This is a genomic window from Nocardia sp. NPDC050799, from assembly GCF_040654015.1.
GTDB lineage: Bacteria > Actinomycetota > Actinomycetes > Mycobacteriales > Mycobacteriaceae > Nocardia.
In genome coordinates, this window is sequence record NZ_JBFAHF010000001.1 from 361,967 (window position 1) to 377,361 (window position 15,395).

Consider the following 15,395-nt stretch of genomic DNA (forward strand, 5'->3'; position numbering starts at 1 on the left):
GTAAGAATTCCGGCCCGCCGCGGCCGGTTCAGCGAGACAATCGTCGGACCGCCGGAAGATCCGCAGAATCGACTCCCGGCGCATGCGAGATCCGTAGGAGGGCCATGTTCGTCCCGTTCAGTGTCTCCGATTTCCTCGACCGCGCCGAAACCGTGTACGGCGACCGGATCGGTATCGTCGACGAACCCGCCCAGCCCGCGCCCGGCCAGGGCTCACCGACCTATTCCCAGGTTGCCGACCTCGCCCGCAGGCAGGCCGCCCGACTCGATGAAATGGGTATCGGAGCCGGGGACCGGGTCGCGGTGGTCAGCCACAATTCGAGCCGGCTGCTGACCTCGTTCTTCGGGGTGAGCGGATGGGGCCGGGTGCTGGTCCCGATCAACTTCCGCCTGCGCCCGGACGAGGTGCGCTACATCGTCGAGGATTCCGGGGCCCGCGCCCTGTACGTGGACCCGGAACTCGCGGACTCGCTCGGCGAGGTCGACTGTGAGCACAAGTTCGTATTGGGCGCCGATACCGACCTCTACGCCGCCCCCGGGGCGATACCGCGGCCGTGGGAACCCGACGAATCCGCCACCGCCACCATCAACTACACCTCCGGGACCACCGCCCGCCCCAAGGGCGTGCAGATCACCCATCGCAGTATCTGGGTCAATGCCGTCACCTTCGGCCTGCACGCCACGATCAGCGACCGCGACGTATATCTGCACACCCTGCCGATGTTCCACGCGAACGGCTGGGGCATGCCGTTCGCGATGACCGGCGTCGGCGCCCGGCACATCGTCCTGCGCAAGATCGACGGCGCCGAGATCCTGCGCCGGGTGCGCGACCACGGTGTCACGGTGCTGTGCGCGGCGCCCGCGGTCGCCGCCGCGGTGCTCGAGGCCGCGCAGACCTGGGAGGGCGAGATCCCTGGACGCGACCGGGTGCGGATCATCATGGCCGGGGCACCGCCGCCGACGAAAACCGTCGCCCGCGTCGAGGAGGAACTCGGCTGGGAGTTCATCCAGATCTACGGCCTGACCGAAACTTCACCGCTGCTGACCGTCAACCGCGCGCGGGCGGAATGGGACGACCTCGACCCCGAGACCAGGGCCGCGAAGCTGACCCGCGCCGGTGCCCCGGCCCTGGGCGTCCGGCTGCGGGCCGAGGAGCCCGAGGAAGGCTCGGGAGAGGTTTTGGCCCGGTCCAATGTGGTGATGGAGGGTTACTGGGACCGCCCCGAGGAGAGCGCGGCGGCGCTGGCCGGCGGATGGTTCCACACCGGTGACGGCGGCGCTCTCGGCGACGACGGCTACCTGACCATCGCCGACCGCAAGAAGGACGTGATCATCACCGGCGGCGAGAACGTGTCCTCGATCGAAGTCGAGGACTGCCTGTTCTCCCACCCCGCCGTGGCCGAGGTGGCGGTGATCGCGGTGCCGAGCGAGAAGTGGGGGGAGACGATCAAGGCGCTGGTCGTGCTGACCCCGGACGCCGAAGCGAGCAACGCGACCGAAGCCGAACTGATCGCCTGGTGCAAACAGCGGCTGGCCGGCTACAAGGCACCGACCTCGGTCGAGTTCCGCAGCGAGCTGGCCCGGACCGCCACCGGCAAACTGCAGAAGTTCAAACTGCGCGCACCGTACTGGAGCGGTCGCGGCCGTCAGGTCAACTGATATCCGGCGGGAGTCCGCGAACCTCACCGCTTGGCGTAGTCGGTGACCCCCTGCCAGTCGATCATGACGCAGGGTTCGTCGCCGACGGTCCAGGCATCGTGTCCGGGTGGGACGATCATGAAATCGCCAGGGCCGAATTCCTGTTTCTCACCGTCGTCCATGACCACAGCCAGGTGCCCCGAGACGCAGTAGCCCGTATGGGGTGCCTGGCAACTGTCGGTCCCGGCGATCGGCCGGACATGTTCCGACCAGCGCCAGCCGGGTTCGAAGACCGCCCGGCCCACCGGGCCGGCGTCGAGGTTGACCAGGTCGATCTTGCCCTTGCCTGCCTCGAAAGGACGGGTTTCCTCGGGTGAATCGAAGTTCTTGCGGACCAAACCGGACATAATTGTTCTCCTCGGTACTGCGAATCCCCGTTCCGGATGGGTCGGATTTCTCCTTCGGGCGCCTACGCTGCCGATATCGGCACAGCTCAGCGTTGGATGTGACAGGAATAACATTTTACTGGCGGGCCGATGGCGGCGGCAAGGCAGCGGGCCGCCACAGTCGTACGAGCCGGGCACGCGGTAGTGGGGGACGCCCGCCGCCGGTTCGCGGGCCGGACGGGTCGCCGCTCCCGGCGCCGGGCGACTACGGGGGCCCCGCGCCCACCCGGTCGGCGGAGGCGAGCGGTATCGGCTCGAACATCGGGGGCTCGTCCGCGGGGAACAGGGCCGTCGGACCGTAGACCCAGTCGGTGAACGCGTAGTCGCCGACCCCACGCTCTCGCAGCAGCACATTGCGCTGCGCGCGCCGGATCCCGTCGAGATGCCAGAGTTCACCCCACGCCCGGGCCGTCAGCACCACCCGCCGGCAGTGTTCGGGCCGGACCGCCTCGTACGCCGCGAGGGCCCCTGCCCAGTCGACCACGCCGTCGTCGTCCCGGAGGCGCCGCACGTGCTCGGCGAGCACCCACCCGTCCTCGATCGCCATGATCGCGCCCTGCGCCATGTATTGCAGCGGCGGGTGGGCGGCGTCGCCGAGGAGCGCGATCCGTCCGTCGACCCAGGTGTCGATCGGGTCGCGGTCGTACATCCGCCACCATTTGTCCCGCCACATATGCGGTAACCGATCCTGGACGAAATCGCAGGTCGCGGCGAAGGCGGTGTCGAGCTCGTCGGGAGTGCCCCAGTCGTCGAGCCCGGCCACGGCCTTCGGGGATTCGAATACCGCCACCTGGTTGAGCAGATCGCCGCCCCGCAGCCCGTAGTGGACGAAATGGCACCGCGGCCCGACATAGACGACCACTTCGGAGAGGTCCACCGGCCGGTCCACCTCCGCGATCGGCACGGTACCTCGGTAGGCGACATAGGCCGAGGACACCGGACGGTCGTCGGTGAACAGTGTGCGCGCGACGGAATGCAACCCGTCGGCCGCGATCACGATATTCGCCTCGTGGACCGCACCGGACTGCGTGGTCGCACCGGCTTTTCCATCGTCCTGCGTGTAGGAGACGACGCGCTGTTCGGTGCGCAGTTCGACACCTGCCTCCCGGCACGCCTCCAGGAACAGCGCGTGCAGATCACTGCGGTGGATGACCAGATACGGGAAGCCGTACTCGCGCTCCAGATCGCGCAGGTCGAGCGAGGTCAGTTCGCTTCCGTCGACCGCGTCCCGCATCACCATCCGGTCGGGCACGACCCCGCGGGCTTTTACCTCGTCCAGCAGACCGTAGTCCTCGAGAATGCGGGTGCAGTTGGGCGCGAGTTGAATACCCGCTCCGACCTCCCCGAACTGTTTCGCCTGCTCCAGGACCCGCACCTGTAGGCCGAGCCGGGACAGTGCGAAAGCGGTACTCAGCCCGCCGATGCCGCCGCCGACGATGACGACGTCAGGGGTGCTCACGATGAGCCTCCTTTACAACCAGGGGCCGAGGTCGGGGACGCCGGCGAGGGAATGGGGACGACCGGCGAGGTAGGCGGCGACCTCGGGTAGCGGGCCGTCGGGGATTTCGTCGAGTCCGCGTTTGCCTCGGATATCGGTGACGAGTGCGGACAGGAATTCGTCGGGGAGGTCGGCGAAGGTGGTGCCCGTGCCGAGATCGACGGCATGGACACACACCTCGCGCGCCCGCAGCCACGGGATCTCCGTGGCCGGGACGGTCCGCCCCTGCGCGGTGACGACCTCGGTGCGCCAGTCGTCCCAGGTCAGCGCCTCCATCGCGACGGACAATGTGCGCACCGCCTGGTTCAACCAGACCGTCAGCTCGTCCGCGGTCAGTTCCGCACCCGACTCGATATCGGCAGTGCGCTGGTCGGCCGAGGAATACATCGGCGTGCGTTCGCCGCTGCGTGCCCAGTGCACCAGATTCCCGAGCGCGTCGGCATTGGCCGCGATATGCGCCACCAGATGCTTACGCGTCCACCCGGGCAGGCTGCTCGGTGCCGACAGCGTCTCGTCGTCGAGCAGCGCGGCGTGCGTGACGAACAGTCCCGTCCCGTGCTCGGCCCACTTCAGCGAGTCGGCGTGCGTCCGCCCGGTCACGAGGCCTGCACGACCTTGTTCGTGCACGCCCCCACCCCGGCGATCCGGGTCACCACGGTTTCCCCGCCGACCAGATAGACCTTCGGGTCCCGGGCGTGACCGACCCCGGCCGGGGTGCCGGTGGCGATCAGGTCGCCCGGGTTCAGCCGGATCACCGTCGACACGTACTGCACCAGGCGCACCGGGTCGAACAGCAGCGTCCCGGTGTCATCGTGCTGCATGACCTGCCCGTCGACCAGCGTCTCCACCTCGAGCGCCGGCCGTACCCCGCCGACCTCGTCCGGGGTGACCACATAGGGCCCGACCGGGGTGGAGGAATCCCAGATCTTGCCCTGCGTCCATTCGATCGTGCGGAACTGCCAGTCCCGCACCGACACATCGTTCATGACGGTGAACCCCGCGATGGCGTCCGCGGCCTCGGTCTCGCTGGCCCGCCGCACCGGCTTGCCCACGACCACCACCAGCTCGACCTCCCAGTCCAGCGCGTCGGTCTCGGCCGGTTTCACGATCGGATCGTCCGGCCCGATGAGGCTGTCGGCGAATTTCGGGAACAGTGTCGGGTAGCTGGGGAGTTCGCGCCCCATCTCCTTGATGTGATTGGTGTAGTTGTGCCCGACGCAAATCACCTTCGACGGGTTCGGCACCACCGCGGCGAAATTTGCGCCGGTCACCGGCCAGGCCCGCCCGGAGGCCTCGGCCGCGATCGCGGCCCAGTCGTCCCGGGCGAACAGTACGCCGAGATCGTCGTAGCCGAGGTCGACGAGCGTGTCACCGTCGAGGCGCACCGCGCGGGTGCCGCCGTCGACGCGCAGGGTGGCGAGTTTCATCGGGTGATCTCCTGACGGTCGAGCCGGAGCGCCGCGAAAACGGGCGCGTCCGAGAAACGGAAAAGGTCCAGAGCGCCGGAATCGGAGTCGGTGCCACCGGCTTCCGACCTGGCGGAGAAGGCTTCCCACGAAGGGACGACGAACAGGTCACCGCGGGTGACCGACCAGCTCTTGTCTCCCACGGTCACCGTGCCGGACCCGTCGAACACCTGATACACCGACGACCCGGTCTCCCGGACCGGCGCGGTTTCCGAACCTCGGGTGACCCGGTGGAATTCCGCCCGCATGGTCGGCAGCACATCGGTGCCGTCGTGCGGATTCGAGAACCGCACCGCCGCGTGCCCGGGTTCGACGGTCCCGCCGGATCCCTCCTTCTCCAACAGCAGCTGATCGTTCAACGCGGCATCCGTGTGCTCCCACTTGTAGGCCAGCAGCGGCGACCCCGGTGCCACCGCCCCCACCGACAGCGGCCGCAGCCCCGGATGCCCCCACAGCCGCTCCGATCGTGACCGCTCCGGCGTGACCCGCTCCGCGGCGCTGATCCCCGCGCGCCCGAACTCGAAGAACTGCGATTCCACGACGTATTGGAACGGGATGTCCAGCCCGTCGATCCAGGCCATCGGCTCCGCGGTCGCATTGTGGTGCGCATGCCAGTTCCACCCGGCCTGCGGCAGGAAATCTCCCCGTCGCATCGGCACCGCGTCGCCGGTGGCCGTCTCCCCGGTGCCACCCACCACGGTCCACACCCCGGACCCCTCGACCACGAAGCGGAAGGCATGCTGGGTATGCCGGTGCTCCGGGGCATCCTCTCCCGGCATCAGATACTGGATCGCCGCCCACAATGTCGGCGTCGCGAACGGCCGCCCACCGAGCGCCGGATTCGCCAGCGCGATCGCCCGCCGCTCACCCCCGCGGCCGACCGGCACGATATCGCCCGCCTGCGCCGCCAGCCGCAGCAGATTCTCCCACCGCCACCGATGCGGCACCGCCCGCGACCGCGGATGCGCCGGCATCAGATCACCGATCTCGGTCCACAGCGGAACCAGCAGCTCCTGTTCGAAGCCGCGGTACAGCTCCTCGAGGGCGGGGGTGACGTCCGGCTGGTCCGGCGCCGCGACCGCCCGCAGGCGGACGGGGGTGTCAGTGCTGCTCATATCGCCTACAGTGACCCTTGTCGAGCCAGCAGAACAGGTAATTCTGGAGAGCAGAACAGGCAGATGGGCAACACGGAACCGAAGACGCCACCGGCATACGTCGTGACCAGCGCGGACCACGCACTGCGGGCCGCGGTGATGCTGCAGCTGGAGGGCGGGTTGACGGTCAGCCGGGTCGCCGAACGGCTCGGGGTGGCGCGATCGACGGCGCATCGGTTGCTGCAGACGCTGGTGTACCGGGATTTTGCGGTGCAGGACGAGCAACGGGCCTACCACCCGGGCCCGGTGCTCGAGCTGGCCACGCACTCGCAGTCGCGGACCTCGCGGCTCCGGGCGGCCGCGCTGCCGCATCTGCAACGGCTGGTCGATCTGGTGGGGGAGTCGGCGAACCTGACCATCCGGGCCGGGGACACAGCGCGGTTCATCGCCAGTGTGGAATGCCGGCAGGCATTGCGGGTGGGGTCGCGGGAGGGAATGGTGTTCCCGGCCCATCGCACCACCGCCGGCCTGGTGCTGCTCGCGGAACTCGACCCGGCCGAGTTGGACGAACTCTACGACGAGGCACGATATACGGAACGTCCCGACGAACGGCCGGACCTACCGAGTCTGCGCAGCCGGCTCGCCAAAGTGCGCCGGGCGGGGTTCGCACTGAACGACGGGCTCTCGGAGCGCGGAGTGGTCGCGGTCGGGGTTTCGGTGCGGGACGCGGACGGGACCGCGCTGGCGGGCCTGTCGGTATCGATGCCCTCGATCCGCTATGACCGGAACAAGTTGCCGGCCTTGGTTGCCACCCTGCACCGGGCCGCCGGCGGGATCGAAGCGAGCCGCGGCGGCGACCGGGGGCTTACCCCGCTACCCGAGCGGCACAAGTAGGAGAGGCCGACTCGGCAGCCGGCCCTGCACCCGTCACCGCGGCGGTTGTCAGAGGATCGGTGTCGATCGCTCCAGGCCGGGAATCTCGCCGTTACGGAACGCATCGACGAAAAGCTCGTGGTCGGTGCGCGTGCGAAGAGCGTAGGACTGACCGAACTTCACCATATCGCGCACGAATTCTTCCTCGTCGGAGCCGATGGCTGCCACGATCGCCTCCTCGCTCTGGAAATCGACCAGTGTCTGATCGGAGTCGGCGTCGGAGACACAATGCATACCCGCGGTCGCCTGACCGAGGTATTCGATCACCGGCTGCATTTCCGCCGGCTCGGTGAGATCGGACCAGTCGAGGTCGCTCACGTAAGGGGAGAGTTCGGAGACGATATAACCGTCCCCGCCGATCTCGGTGTAGCCGAGCCAGGGGTCGGCGTGGGCCTGGAGGGCGCGCTGGGACACGGCGGTGCGGTGTCCGTGGTGCCGGAAATAGTCCCGGATCCGCTCGTCCTGCACGATCCGGCTGGGCGCGGCGACATTCCCCTGTTTCATGGACAGGATCACATCGTTCTCCAGCGCCTCGGTCTGCCCCTCCACGAGGATGTTGTACGCGGGCAGCCCCGCCGACCCGATCCCGAATCCTTTGCGGCCGACGATATCTTTCACCTGGTAGGTGATGCTCCGGAACCGCTTGTGCTCCGGGATCGTCTCGAGATATCGGGTGAAGGCGTCCAGTACCAGGGTGCGTTCCTCCTCCTCCACACAACGAACATCCTTACCCGGCCGGAATCGGCGTTCGTAGTTCTCGACCATCGTGGTGCTCGCCAACAGGGCAGTGCGGGTGTTCATCCGTGCGTCGAGCAACACATCGTGCACGGGGCCCGTGGTGTTCCGCAGATGCAGTTTGAAGTCCTGCTCGTTCTGGGTGCCCTCGTGAAAGGCGCGCACCATTCGCACATAGGAGCGCACATATGTCGCTGTCAATGCCTCGATATCGGCATCGGAGACGGCCTTGCGGCGGGCCAGCAGCGCGACGCTGGCGCAGAGACGTTTGATATCCCAGGTGAACGCGCCGAGATACGCTTCGTCGAAATCATTGACGTCGAAGACGAATTGTCCGGCGGAATCCATATAGGTGCCGAAGTTCTCCGCATGCAGATCGGCCTGGATCCAGATCCGGCCGGTGCGCTCATCGGCCCACCGATCCTCGGTGGCGGCCATATCGTTGTAGAACAGGCAGGCGGACCCGCGGTAGAAGGCGAACGGGTTATCCGCCATTTTGCGGAATTTCTTACGGAACGCGTCCGGGTCGGCGGCGATCATCTCGCCGAAGGCGTCGGTGAAGACCTCGACGATCTCGGCCCTGCGGTCGTGTGCGGTGTGCTCGCTGAACCCGTTGTCCATACCCACGATTCCGGGCCGGTCCTCTCGTCGTGATGGTGTTGCAGCCCTGGCTCGGCACCAGGGCGGCGATGTATTCGATCGTGCCAGAACCCCTTCCGCCGCGCTCGACTCCGGCAATCGGCCGGCGGGCCCGGTAATGCCCTCGACCCCGCTGATGGACCGATCGCCGCAGCCACCGGCAAGATCGTGCAGATCACGCGTGCGAGGTCACCGGTCGAGGAAGCGCAGCAGTTCCGCGGTGACGAAGCCGGGGTTCTCCTCGACGAGCCAGTGTCCGGTGTTCGGCACATCCACCGCGCGCACGATATTGCTCAGATAGGGGGCGACGGTGGCTCGGACCGGGTCGAGTTGTCCCTGGGCGGTCATGAGCAGGGCCAGCACCTGTATCGGCGGTGTCGCGCCGGTATCGCGAACATCTTGGTCGAGAGCCCGGTACAGCTCGAAGCCGCCGGTCAGGACCTCGGGCCGGCTGTACGTCCGTGCGTATTCGTCGATTTCGGCATCGGTGAACGGGGAGCGGTCCGCGGTGCCTCCGAAGGCCGTCCCCCCGAACGAGACCTGCGGGTAGAACAGCGCCAGGTATTCCCGGACGTCGTCGCCGACGACGGCCTCGGGGACTCGGCGCTGGGAATGGAAGGCGATATGCCAGCTCATCGAACGGTAGGTGGGCGCGTCGATCGCAGGCCCCGGCAGGGGCAGATCGAGGTAGCCGAGGCGGGCAGTATCGGCCGGGAACTGGGCGGCGTACTGGAATGCCACCGCCGCACCGAAATCGTGTCCGACGACCTGGACATCACGGATGCCGAGCCGATCGGCGATCAGCGTGTGGACGTAGCGCGCCAGGGTGGCTTTGTCGTAGCCGGTCGGGGAACCGGAACTGTCGCCCAGCCCGGGGAGGTCGACGGCATAGACGGTGTGGCGCTCGGCGAGTTCGGGCATGAGCTCCCACCAGCCGTACCAGGTCTGCGGCCACCCGTGGATCAGCACTACCGGCGTGCCGCTGCCCCCGGTCACGTAGTGCATGCGGACGCCGTCGATATCGGCGAATTCGTGCCGGAAGGTCTGCGCGAACTCGGGGTCGTCCCGGGTGGCGGCGGCGTACCGAGGGACGCCGGCAGCGGTGGTCGAGGCGCAGGAGGCGGTGCCGGCCGTGAGCAAGAGCGTGAGCGTGAGGGCCGCTGCCGTGCGCGCGGGCAGGAGTAGGCGGTGTGCTGCGGTGATCATGGCATCGGTGTCCTGGTCGTAGGGGAGCCGGTCTGTGCCGGAACGCCTTCAGCCTCACCGACTCACTATCGTCCTGACACGAAATCTTGCCGTTCCGGCAAGATGGCCACGTGGACCACGAAACAGACGATGTGCTCGACGCGGTGGGGCCCCGGCTGCGTGCGCTGCGTCGCGACCGCGGCATCACCCTCGCCGGACTCGCGGCGACCACCGGGGTGTCGGAGAGCACCCTGTCCCGGCTGGAAAGCGGCCAACGCCGGGCGACCCTGGAATTACTGCTGCCGCTGGCTCGCACCTACGACGTTCCATTGGACGACCTGGTCGGTGCCCCGCGCACCGGTGACCCCCGGATCCACCTGAAGCCGATCCGGCGGTACGGAATGACGTTCATTCCCTTGTCCCGGCGGCCGGGCGGGGTGCAGGCGTTCAAGATGATCATTCCCGCGCAGCCGAAACCGCAGAAGCCGACACCGCAAACCCACGAGGGCTTCGAATGGCTGTACGTGCTCAACGGTCGGCTGCGGCTGGTGTTGGGCGAGCGCGACCTGAACCTGCCGCCCGGGGAAGCCGCCGAATTCGACACGGCCCTGCCCCACTGGCTGGGCAGCGCCGACGGGGGCATGGTCGAACTACTTATTCTTTTCGGCCCGCAGGGGATGCGTGCGCATGTGCGCCCGGGCAGACATCGGCCGGAGTCCGCCGCGAGCCGCTGATCGGTTTCGGGGTGCACGTGGTCTTCGCGATAGGTGCGGCTCGAAGCAATCCCGCCATCGACACGGCGCCGGTAGCAGCATGTCTCCCTGGCGCTAGCCCGACGCGCGACCCGGATCTCGAGTGTGAGCACGGGTCGCCGCCGCCTTTTTCATACCTTTTCGAGGGCATCCTCCGTCGAGTGTCGCCGTTGTTACGCAGCCCCCGGCATCGCACTAGAGGATGACACGGCAGCCGCCGGTCGCAGCCGAGCGAGGATGCCGTCGAGGTCGAGGGTGAACATCTCGGGCCGGAAGACGTGACCGCCGGATACCTCGTGCCATTCGTGCGGGATGCCGGCGTCGGTGAGGCGGGCGCGGAACTCCCGCTGGCCGGCCAGCACCTGGGTCTCGTTCACACTGTCGAACCAGTTGACCGGGTCCGGACTGGTGCCGGCGACCAGGAAGATCCGCTTGTTCCGGTAGCTTTCGATCCGCTCGACCGGATTGTCGGCGCTGACCCTCGCCTGGTTCCAGAACGGCGCGCCGTAGACCGTGCCGCCGCCCAATTCCACGGTCGCCGAAGACAGGTTCGCCCAGTGGACGACCAGCCCGAAATCCCGACGCAGACTTGCCGGGCCGGAATGGCTGCTGACCGAGGCGAAGTGGCCGTAGTACTTCGCTGTGTATTTCAACGCACCGAAGCCACCCATCGAGAACCCGGCGACCGCGCGGCCGTCGTACTCGGCATAGGTGCGGAAATTCGCCTCGATCCAGGGGAGCAGCTGGGCGATGTGGAACGTCTCCCAGTTGCGCGGGCCGACGAACGAGCTGACCGGGTTGGAGTACCAGCCCGCGCGCCCACCGTCGGGCATCACGACGATGATCGGCTTTCCGGCGGTCAGGTCGCGGATGCCCAGGAAATCGAACTGACGGAAGTCCTCGCCGCCGCCATGCAGGAGGTAGAGGACCGGATAGGTGCGTCCACTGGTCAGGTAGTCGTCGGGAAGCAGGACGTTGACCCCGGGGTTCCAGCCGATCGCGCTGGTCTGGAACCGGTAATACCACATACGAGGGTCGCTCTCGTTGCGGTCCACGATCGTGAGCCCGAATCCGTCGCTGCGTCCGACGAATAACACCAGGACATCTCCGGCGCCGATGACCTCGGGATCGGCCAGGCCGTTGACGGTGGCGATCAGTGGTGAAAACGAGGAGTCGCCGTAGAAGCGTGCCGCCAACTCCGCGACCGTGTCTCCGGCGAGGACCTTGTATCTCGTCAGGTCGGGAATGATCAGCTGTTGGCCCGCTTCGATGGTGTCGGGGTCGGTGATATCGCTGGCGTCGGCGATCAGGCGGTGTAGTCCCGCGTCGCCATAGAAGCGTAATGCCAAGGCCGCCAACGTATCCCCGGAGACAACCTCGTACCTGGTGAAGTCGGGGATGATCAATTGTTGCCCGACATCGATGGTGTCGGGGTCGGTGATCGCGCCGGCGGTGGCGATCAGTCGGTGTAGTCCTGCGTCACCGTAGAAGCGCAATGCCAAGGCCGGCAACGTTTCCCCTGCGACTACCGTGTGTGTTCTGACCATTTGAATCACCCCTTCAATAGCAGATTGCTCTAGTGTCCAACGTGGGTAATTCTTTGTCCAGTAGTTCAGAAGAACTAGTTGTTCAGCGAAAACGTTGCCCGATGGCAAGATTCGGCGGCGGGTTGGGCGCTGATCGGAACGTCCCTCGATGTGACTGCAAACACTTCAGGCATCAGGATTTCGCCCCTCTGTCCATGCGACCCCCGAAAGCCGCCCCGGGCAGCGAGGCCAACGCAATGCCGGGCTCGTGGCTGTGACCGGGTTCCGCGCGTGGTCCGGACCGGTGTTCGGACAGGCGCCGCCCGCCGCTGTCGCATCCTCGGCCACCGGCCACCCCGGCCCGCGGTATGCGCCCGCTTCCCCTGGATCGATTTGCGCACCGAGATGCGGAAGATGCGTAGGCCGTCCCAAAGTGGGTAATTCGGCGGTCGCAGTACGTCCTACCAGCGCAAACGACGCAATATGCGGTAACCGCAGTATCGCGGATCCAGCTACCGATATATCGAGGAGGACTCATTGATGTACACGATCGGTCACCACAGCGGCGGGGTACGCCGACTGTGGGCAGGCGCAGTGCTCGCGGTAATTCTCGTCGGGGGTGGTTCCGCCGCGGCGACCGCGCAGCCGGTGCCCGAGGACCAGCAGTCGCTGGAGGCGGCGCTGCAGGCGCTGATGGGGGCGACGGTCGAATCCGTCGAGGTCGACCTGTCCAGCGGTGCCCCCGAGTTGGAGGTCGACCTCCGAACCCGTGACGGCGCCGGCTACGAGGTGACGGTCGATATGAGCACCGCCACGGTGCTGTCCGTCGAGCCGGACGACGACTGAGCCGCCTCCCGCCTCCCGCCTCCCGCCTCCCGGCGCCTGCGGTCGGCGAACCGTTCTGAGGGTGCCGCCGAAACGCCGCGCCGGGCCGAACGGCAGGCGGATCGACGACCAGAAAACGGGTCCGGCGTGGGCGCTCGGGCAGTGCCGGCGCACACCGGCCAGAGGCCGGGGCAGTTCGAAGGCCGGGGAAGTCGTCGATCACAGAAGGGTGCCCGGAACTCGGGCATCCTCTGGTGGAGGTGTCCGCCGGATCTTCGACACGATACGGGCGACGAGTTCGTCGAGGCGGTCCTGGTGGGCGCCCGCCCAGTAGACCCGTGCGCAGCCGGTGCATCGGCGGAAGGTGTCGTGATAACGGCGAGTGAGGGGAGGTAGCCGGGCGATCACGTCGGCCTTCGCTACGTCGGCCAGGGGTGCGCCGCAGCGGAGGCAGCGGGTGAGCGGAGCCAGGCAGTTGGACAGGTCGAGGCGGTCGATCACCTCCACCACCTGATCGACCGGAAGATCAGCGCGCACGAAGAGGCCGTGGGTGACGATACGGCGGGCGAGCAGGCCGCGGTCCCTGGTGAGCAGGATGCGGTGGTCGTTCGTGGCGATCTCGGCGAGTTGCGCGTCTTCGGCGTCGAATTCACAGCGGACGTCGAAACCCATCAGCCGTAGTAGTCGAGCGGCGCCCCCGAGATTGACGTCGACGAGTAGACGCGGTTCACGTAGCGGGTGTGGGCGCACCCGGGTGAGTGCGGCGATATCGAGGCTCTCGAACACCGGGTAGACGGCGAGCCGATCGCCCGGGCCGGGACGGTGCCCGAAGTCGACCGATTCCCCGTTCACCAGCAGGAGGTCGATTTCGGTGTGCGGGATACCGGCCGCCTCGATGATGTCCTTCACGGTCTGATGGGGGCGTACCGGGCGCCGCAGCGCCGAGAACCGGGACCGCGGGGGTAGGAAGTCGTTCAGCTCGGCATAGACACGTAACTCGAGGCTGTCGTGTCCTTCGATGATATTGCCGGTGTGCGTCTCCATGATCGAACTCCGTGCTGGAACCGACTCCACTCGAACCCTGCGCAGCCTCGAAGTCTACTCACGGACTCCGGCTCTGCTTCCTGGCGGAGGACGTCGGCCCGGCGGGTTTCGCAGGGCTGTGCCGGGCGACGCCGACCCGGCGCACCGGACGTCGGAGTCCGCTCGTGGTCGAGCGGGGGAGCGCGATCCTCATCAGGCGTCCGACCGAATCGCGGACGCCTGATGAGTACCGTCAGTGGGCCCCGAGTACGTCCAGAATCATCGGGCGAGCGGTGGCGAGTGCCCGGCCCCAGTAGGGCCAGGTGTGGGTGCCGTCGACGACGTCGATACGGGCCGGGATACCCAGCGCGGCGACCCGGTCGCGGAAGATCTGCGTGCCCACCGCGGCTGTCGCCTCCAGCCCCATGGCGTTCATCGTGTTGCCGACCCCGAACGGCACATCAGGAGCCCCGGGGCTGCCGTTGCCGGCCGAGATGTACATCGGCAGGCCGCGCAGGAGTTCGGCCTGCACCGTCGGATCGTTGCGGCTCCAGGCCGGGTCGCCGACCGGCCCCCACATATCGTCCACATTGAACCGGCCCTCGTCCCACATCGCGGCGCGAACCGCTTCGTTCCACATCGGGAAGGTCGGGTTCAGGAATCCGGAGAACGATCCGGCGAACTTGAACTGGTCGCGGTGGTGTGCGGCCAATGTCAGAGCGGCCCCGCCGCCCATGGAGGCGCCGACAATGGCCTTGTTGGTCCGCGACACCCCGTATCCGGCGAGGAAGCCGGGCAATTCACGGGTGAGGAAGGTTTCCCACTTGTATGTTTCCGCCTGACCGTTGGTCCCGCTGGGCCGGTACCAGTCGGTGTAGAAACTGGAACGGCCGCCGACCGGGAACACCAGGGTGACATTGTCGCCCGCGAACTGCCGCAGGACGTCGGTATCACTGGTCCACTGACTGTGATCGGCCGGTGCACGGAGGCCGTCGAGAACGTAGAGCGCCGCACTGCCACCGCGCGCCGCCCACTGCACCTGGACCTTGATCGGTCCCATCCCGGACGGTACGAAGAGTTCTTCGTACCCACCCGCCGGGGCCCGCAGCACCGGAGTGCCGATCGGGGACGCGCTCACTACTGCCCCGCCCACCCAGGTGGTCAGGACCATCGACGCAACAACCGCAGCGACTCTGCGCAGCCGCTTCCGCACCACCCACCGACTCCTCGTTCGCACCCGCTACTCCTCATTGGTCTCGGATATCGGACGGGTGAGCACGCTACCGAAGCAACCAGGATTCGACCGCGCGCCGCACAGGCGTCCGCCGAACTTTTCCGCTTTCATCGGAAGAAGGCCCTTCGGAGTGTGCGCCTCGCGAACCCGCAGGTCTCACGGCATCCGGGCGGTTCCACCCAACCCCACGTCGATCACCGTTCCGGTGACGTAGCGCCCGGTCTCGCCGACGAGATGGCCGACGGCGTCGGCGACCGCTTCCGGCGGGCACCACGGGATCCGCATGGGGCTCATCCGCGCATAGCGCTTTTCGACGTCGTGACGGGAGGGATTGTCGAGATCGGGGGCGAACAGCGAGTACAGGGCCGGAGCGTTCGAATGCCGTATCGAGCACATCGGTAC

The 15,395-nt window shown here is 67.4% G+C and carries 15 protein-coding genes; 4 read left to right on the top strand and 11 right to left on the bottom strand.

The annotated features are described in order from the left end of the window. The first annotated feature begins 104 nt into the window (after positions 1 to 104). A complete protein-coding gene (locus AB0H42_RS01785; protein ID WP_357048234.1) occupies positions 105 to 1,658 on the top strand; it encodes an AMP-binding protein in 1,554 nt (517 codons plus the stop codon). 23 nt (positions 1,659 to 1,681) lie between these two features. On the opposite strand, the gene AB0H42_RS01790 is transcribed toward AB0H42_RS01785, so the two are convergent. The 5 genes from AB0H42_RS01790 to AB0H42_RS01810 all read right to left on the bottom strand — a co-directional run bounded on the left by AB0H42_RS01790 (position 1,682) and on the right by AB0H42_RS01810 (position 6,162). After that, complete coding sequence (locus tag AB0H42_RS01790; RefSeq protein WP_063126947.1) at positions 1,682 to 2,044, bottom strand: cupin domain-containing protein; 363 nt, start codon at positions 2,042 to 2,044, stop codon at positions 1,682 to 1,684. Between the two features lie 244 nt (positions 2,045 to 2,288). Further along, positions 2,289 to 3,542, bottom strand: a complete 1,254-nt coding sequence (locus tag AB0H42_RS01795; protein ID WP_357048237.1) for an FAD-dependent oxidoreductase — start codon at positions 3,540 to 3,542, stop codon at positions 2,289 to 2,291. A 12-nt stretch (positions 3,543 to 3,554) separates the two neighbouring features. Then, entirely contained in the window at positions 3,555 to 4,181 is a 627-nt protein-coding gene (locus tag AB0H42_RS01800) for a maleylpyruvate isomerase N-terminal domain-containing protein (protein ID WP_357048240.1), read from the bottom strand. Further along, a complete protein-coding gene (locus tag AB0H42_RS01805) occupies positions 4,178 to 5,008 on the bottom strand; it encodes a fumarylacetoacetate hydrolase family protein (protein WP_357048243.1) in 831 nt (276 codons plus the stop codon). Before AB0H42_RS01805 ends, AB0H42_RS01800 begins: the two co-directional genes overlap by 4 nt. Beyond that, on the bottom strand, positions 5,005 to 6,162 hold the full coding sequence (locus AB0H42_RS01810; protein ID WP_357048246.1) for a cupin domain-containing protein: 1,158 nt from the start codon (positions 6,160 to 6,162) through the stop codon (positions 5,005 to 5,007). The genes AB0H42_RS01805 and AB0H42_RS01810 overlap by 4 nt, the downstream gene beginning before the upstream one ends. Before the next feature lie 63 nt (positions 6,163 to 6,225). Between AB0H42_RS01810 and AB0H42_RS01815 the strand changes: the two genes are divergently transcribed. Beyond that, positions 6,226 to 7,035 (top strand): IclR family transcriptional regulator, encoded by an 810-nt coding sequence (locus AB0H42_RS01815; protein ID WP_357048249.1) that lies wholly within the window; start codon positions 6,226 to 6,228, stop codon positions 7,033 to 7,035. Between the two features lie 48 nt (positions 7,036 to 7,083). Here the strand turns inward: AB0H42_RS01815 and AB0H42_RS01820 are convergent, their stop codons facing one another. Both AB0H42_RS01820 and AB0H42_RS01825 read right to left on the bottom strand, forming a co-directional pair. After that, positions 7,084 to 8,430 (bottom strand): DUF2252 domain-containing protein, encoded by a 1,347-nt coding sequence (locus tag AB0H42_RS01820; protein ID WP_357048252.1) that lies wholly within the window; start codon positions 8,428 to 8,430, stop codon positions 7,084 to 7,086. Between the two features lie 207 nt (positions 8,431 to 8,637). Continuing rightward, positions 8,638 to 9,654, bottom strand: a complete 1,017-nt coding sequence (locus tag AB0H42_RS01825; protein WP_357048255.1) for an alpha/beta hydrolase — start codon at positions 9,652 to 9,654, stop codon at positions 8,638 to 8,640. A 110-nt stretch (positions 9,655 to 9,764) separates the two neighbouring features. Between AB0H42_RS01825 and AB0H42_RS01830 the strand changes: the two genes are divergently transcribed. Further along, positions 9,765 to 10,367: an XRE family transcriptional regulator gene (locus AB0H42_RS01830; protein WP_357048258.1), complete on the top strand. Its 603-nt coding sequence runs from the start codon at positions 9,765 to 9,767 to the stop codon at positions 10,365 to 10,367. 191 nt (positions 10,368 to 10,558) lie between these two features. On the opposite strand, the gene AB0H42_RS01835 is transcribed toward AB0H42_RS01830, so the two are convergent. Further along, positions 10,559 to 11,932: an alpha/beta hydrolase-fold protein gene (locus AB0H42_RS01835; RefSeq protein WP_357048261.1), complete on the bottom strand. Its 1,374-nt coding sequence runs from the start codon at positions 11,930 to 11,932 to the stop codon at positions 10,559 to 10,561. A gap of 519 nt (positions 11,933 to 12,451) precedes the next feature. On the opposite strand from AB0H42_RS01835, the gene AB0H42_RS01840 reads away from it, so the two are divergent. After that, complete coding sequence (locus AB0H42_RS01840; RefSeq protein ID WP_357048264.1) at positions 12,452 to 12,757, top strand: hypothetical protein; 306 nt, start codon at positions 12,452 to 12,454, stop codon at positions 12,755 to 12,757. Between the two features lie 198 nt (positions 12,758 to 12,955). On the opposite strand, the gene AB0H42_RS01845 is transcribed toward AB0H42_RS01840, so the two are convergent. The 3 genes from AB0H42_RS01845 to AB0H42_RS01855 form a co-directional block, all read right to left on the bottom strand. Then, a complete protein-coding gene (locus AB0H42_RS01845; RefSeq protein WP_357048266.1) occupies positions 12,956 to 13,780 on the bottom strand; it encodes a Mut7-C RNAse domain-containing protein in 825 nt (274 codons plus the stop codon). A gap of 232 nt (positions 13,781 to 14,012) precedes the next feature. Then, positions 14,013 to 14,930: an alpha/beta hydrolase family protein gene (locus tag AB0H42_RS01850; RefSeq protein WP_357048646.1), complete on the bottom strand. Its 918-nt coding sequence runs from the start codon at positions 14,928 to 14,930 to the stop codon at positions 14,013 to 14,015. 219 nt (positions 14,931 to 15,149) lie between these two features. After that, a complete protein-coding gene (locus AB0H42_RS01855; RefSeq protein WP_357048697.1) occupies positions 15,150 to 15,389 on the bottom strand; it encodes a hypothetical protein in 240 nt (79 codons plus the stop codon). Between the last annotated feature and the right edge of the window lie 6 nt (positions 15,390 to 15,395).

What these genes read in the sequence shown, in the direction of transcription:
- AB0H42_RS01805 (WP_357048243.1), bottom strand. Translation starts at nt 5,008, where the DNA reads ATGAAACTCGCCACCCTGCGCGTCGACGGCGGCACCCGCGCGGTGCGC.
- AB0H42_RS01855 (WP_357048697.1), bottom strand. Translation starts at nt 15,389, where the DNA reads ATGTGCTCGATACGGCATTCGAACGCTCCGGCCCTGTACTCGCTGTTC.
- AB0H42_RS01820 (WP_357048252.1), bottom strand. Translation starts at nt 8,430, where the DNA reads ATGGACAACGGGTTCAGCGAGCACACCGCACACGACCGCAGGGCCGAG.
- AB0H42_RS01825 (WP_357048255.1), bottom strand. Translation starts at nt 9,654, where the DNA reads ATGATCACCGCAGCACACCGCCTACTCCTGCCCGCGCGCACGGCAGCG.
- AB0H42_RS01790 (WP_063126947.1), bottom strand. Translation starts at nt 2,044, where the DNA reads ATGTCCGGTTTGGTCCGCAAGAACTTCGATTCACCCGAGGAAACCCGT.
- AB0H42_RS01850 (WP_357048646.1), bottom strand. Translation starts at nt 14,930, where the DNA reads ATGGTCCTGACCACCTGGGTGGGCGGGGCAGTAGTGAGCGCGTCCCCG.
- AB0H42_RS01845 (WP_357048266.1), bottom strand. Translation starts at nt 13,780, where the DNA reads ATGGAGACGCACACCGGCAATATCATCGAAGGACACGACAGCCTCGAG.
- AB0H42_RS01785 (WP_357048234.1), top strand. Translation starts at nt 105, where the DNA reads ATGTTCGTCCCGTTCAGTGTCTCCGATTTCCTCGACCGCGCCGAAACC.
- AB0H42_RS01815 (WP_357048249.1), top strand. Translation starts at nt 6,226, where the DNA reads ATGGGCAACACGGAACCGAAGACGCCACCGGCATACGTCGTGACCAGC.
- AB0H42_RS01810 (WP_357048246.1), bottom strand. Translation starts at nt 6,162, where the DNA reads ATGAGCAGCACTGACACCCCCGTCCGCCTGCGGGCGGTCGCGGCGCCG.
- AB0H42_RS01835 (WP_357048261.1), bottom strand. Translation starts at nt 11,932, where the DNA reads ATGGTCAGAACACACACGGTAGTCGCAGGGGAAACGTTGCCGGCCTTG.
- AB0H42_RS01840 (WP_357048264.1), top strand. Translation starts at nt 12,452, where the DNA reads ATGTACACGATCGGTCACCACAGCGGCGGGGTACGCCGACTGTGGGCA.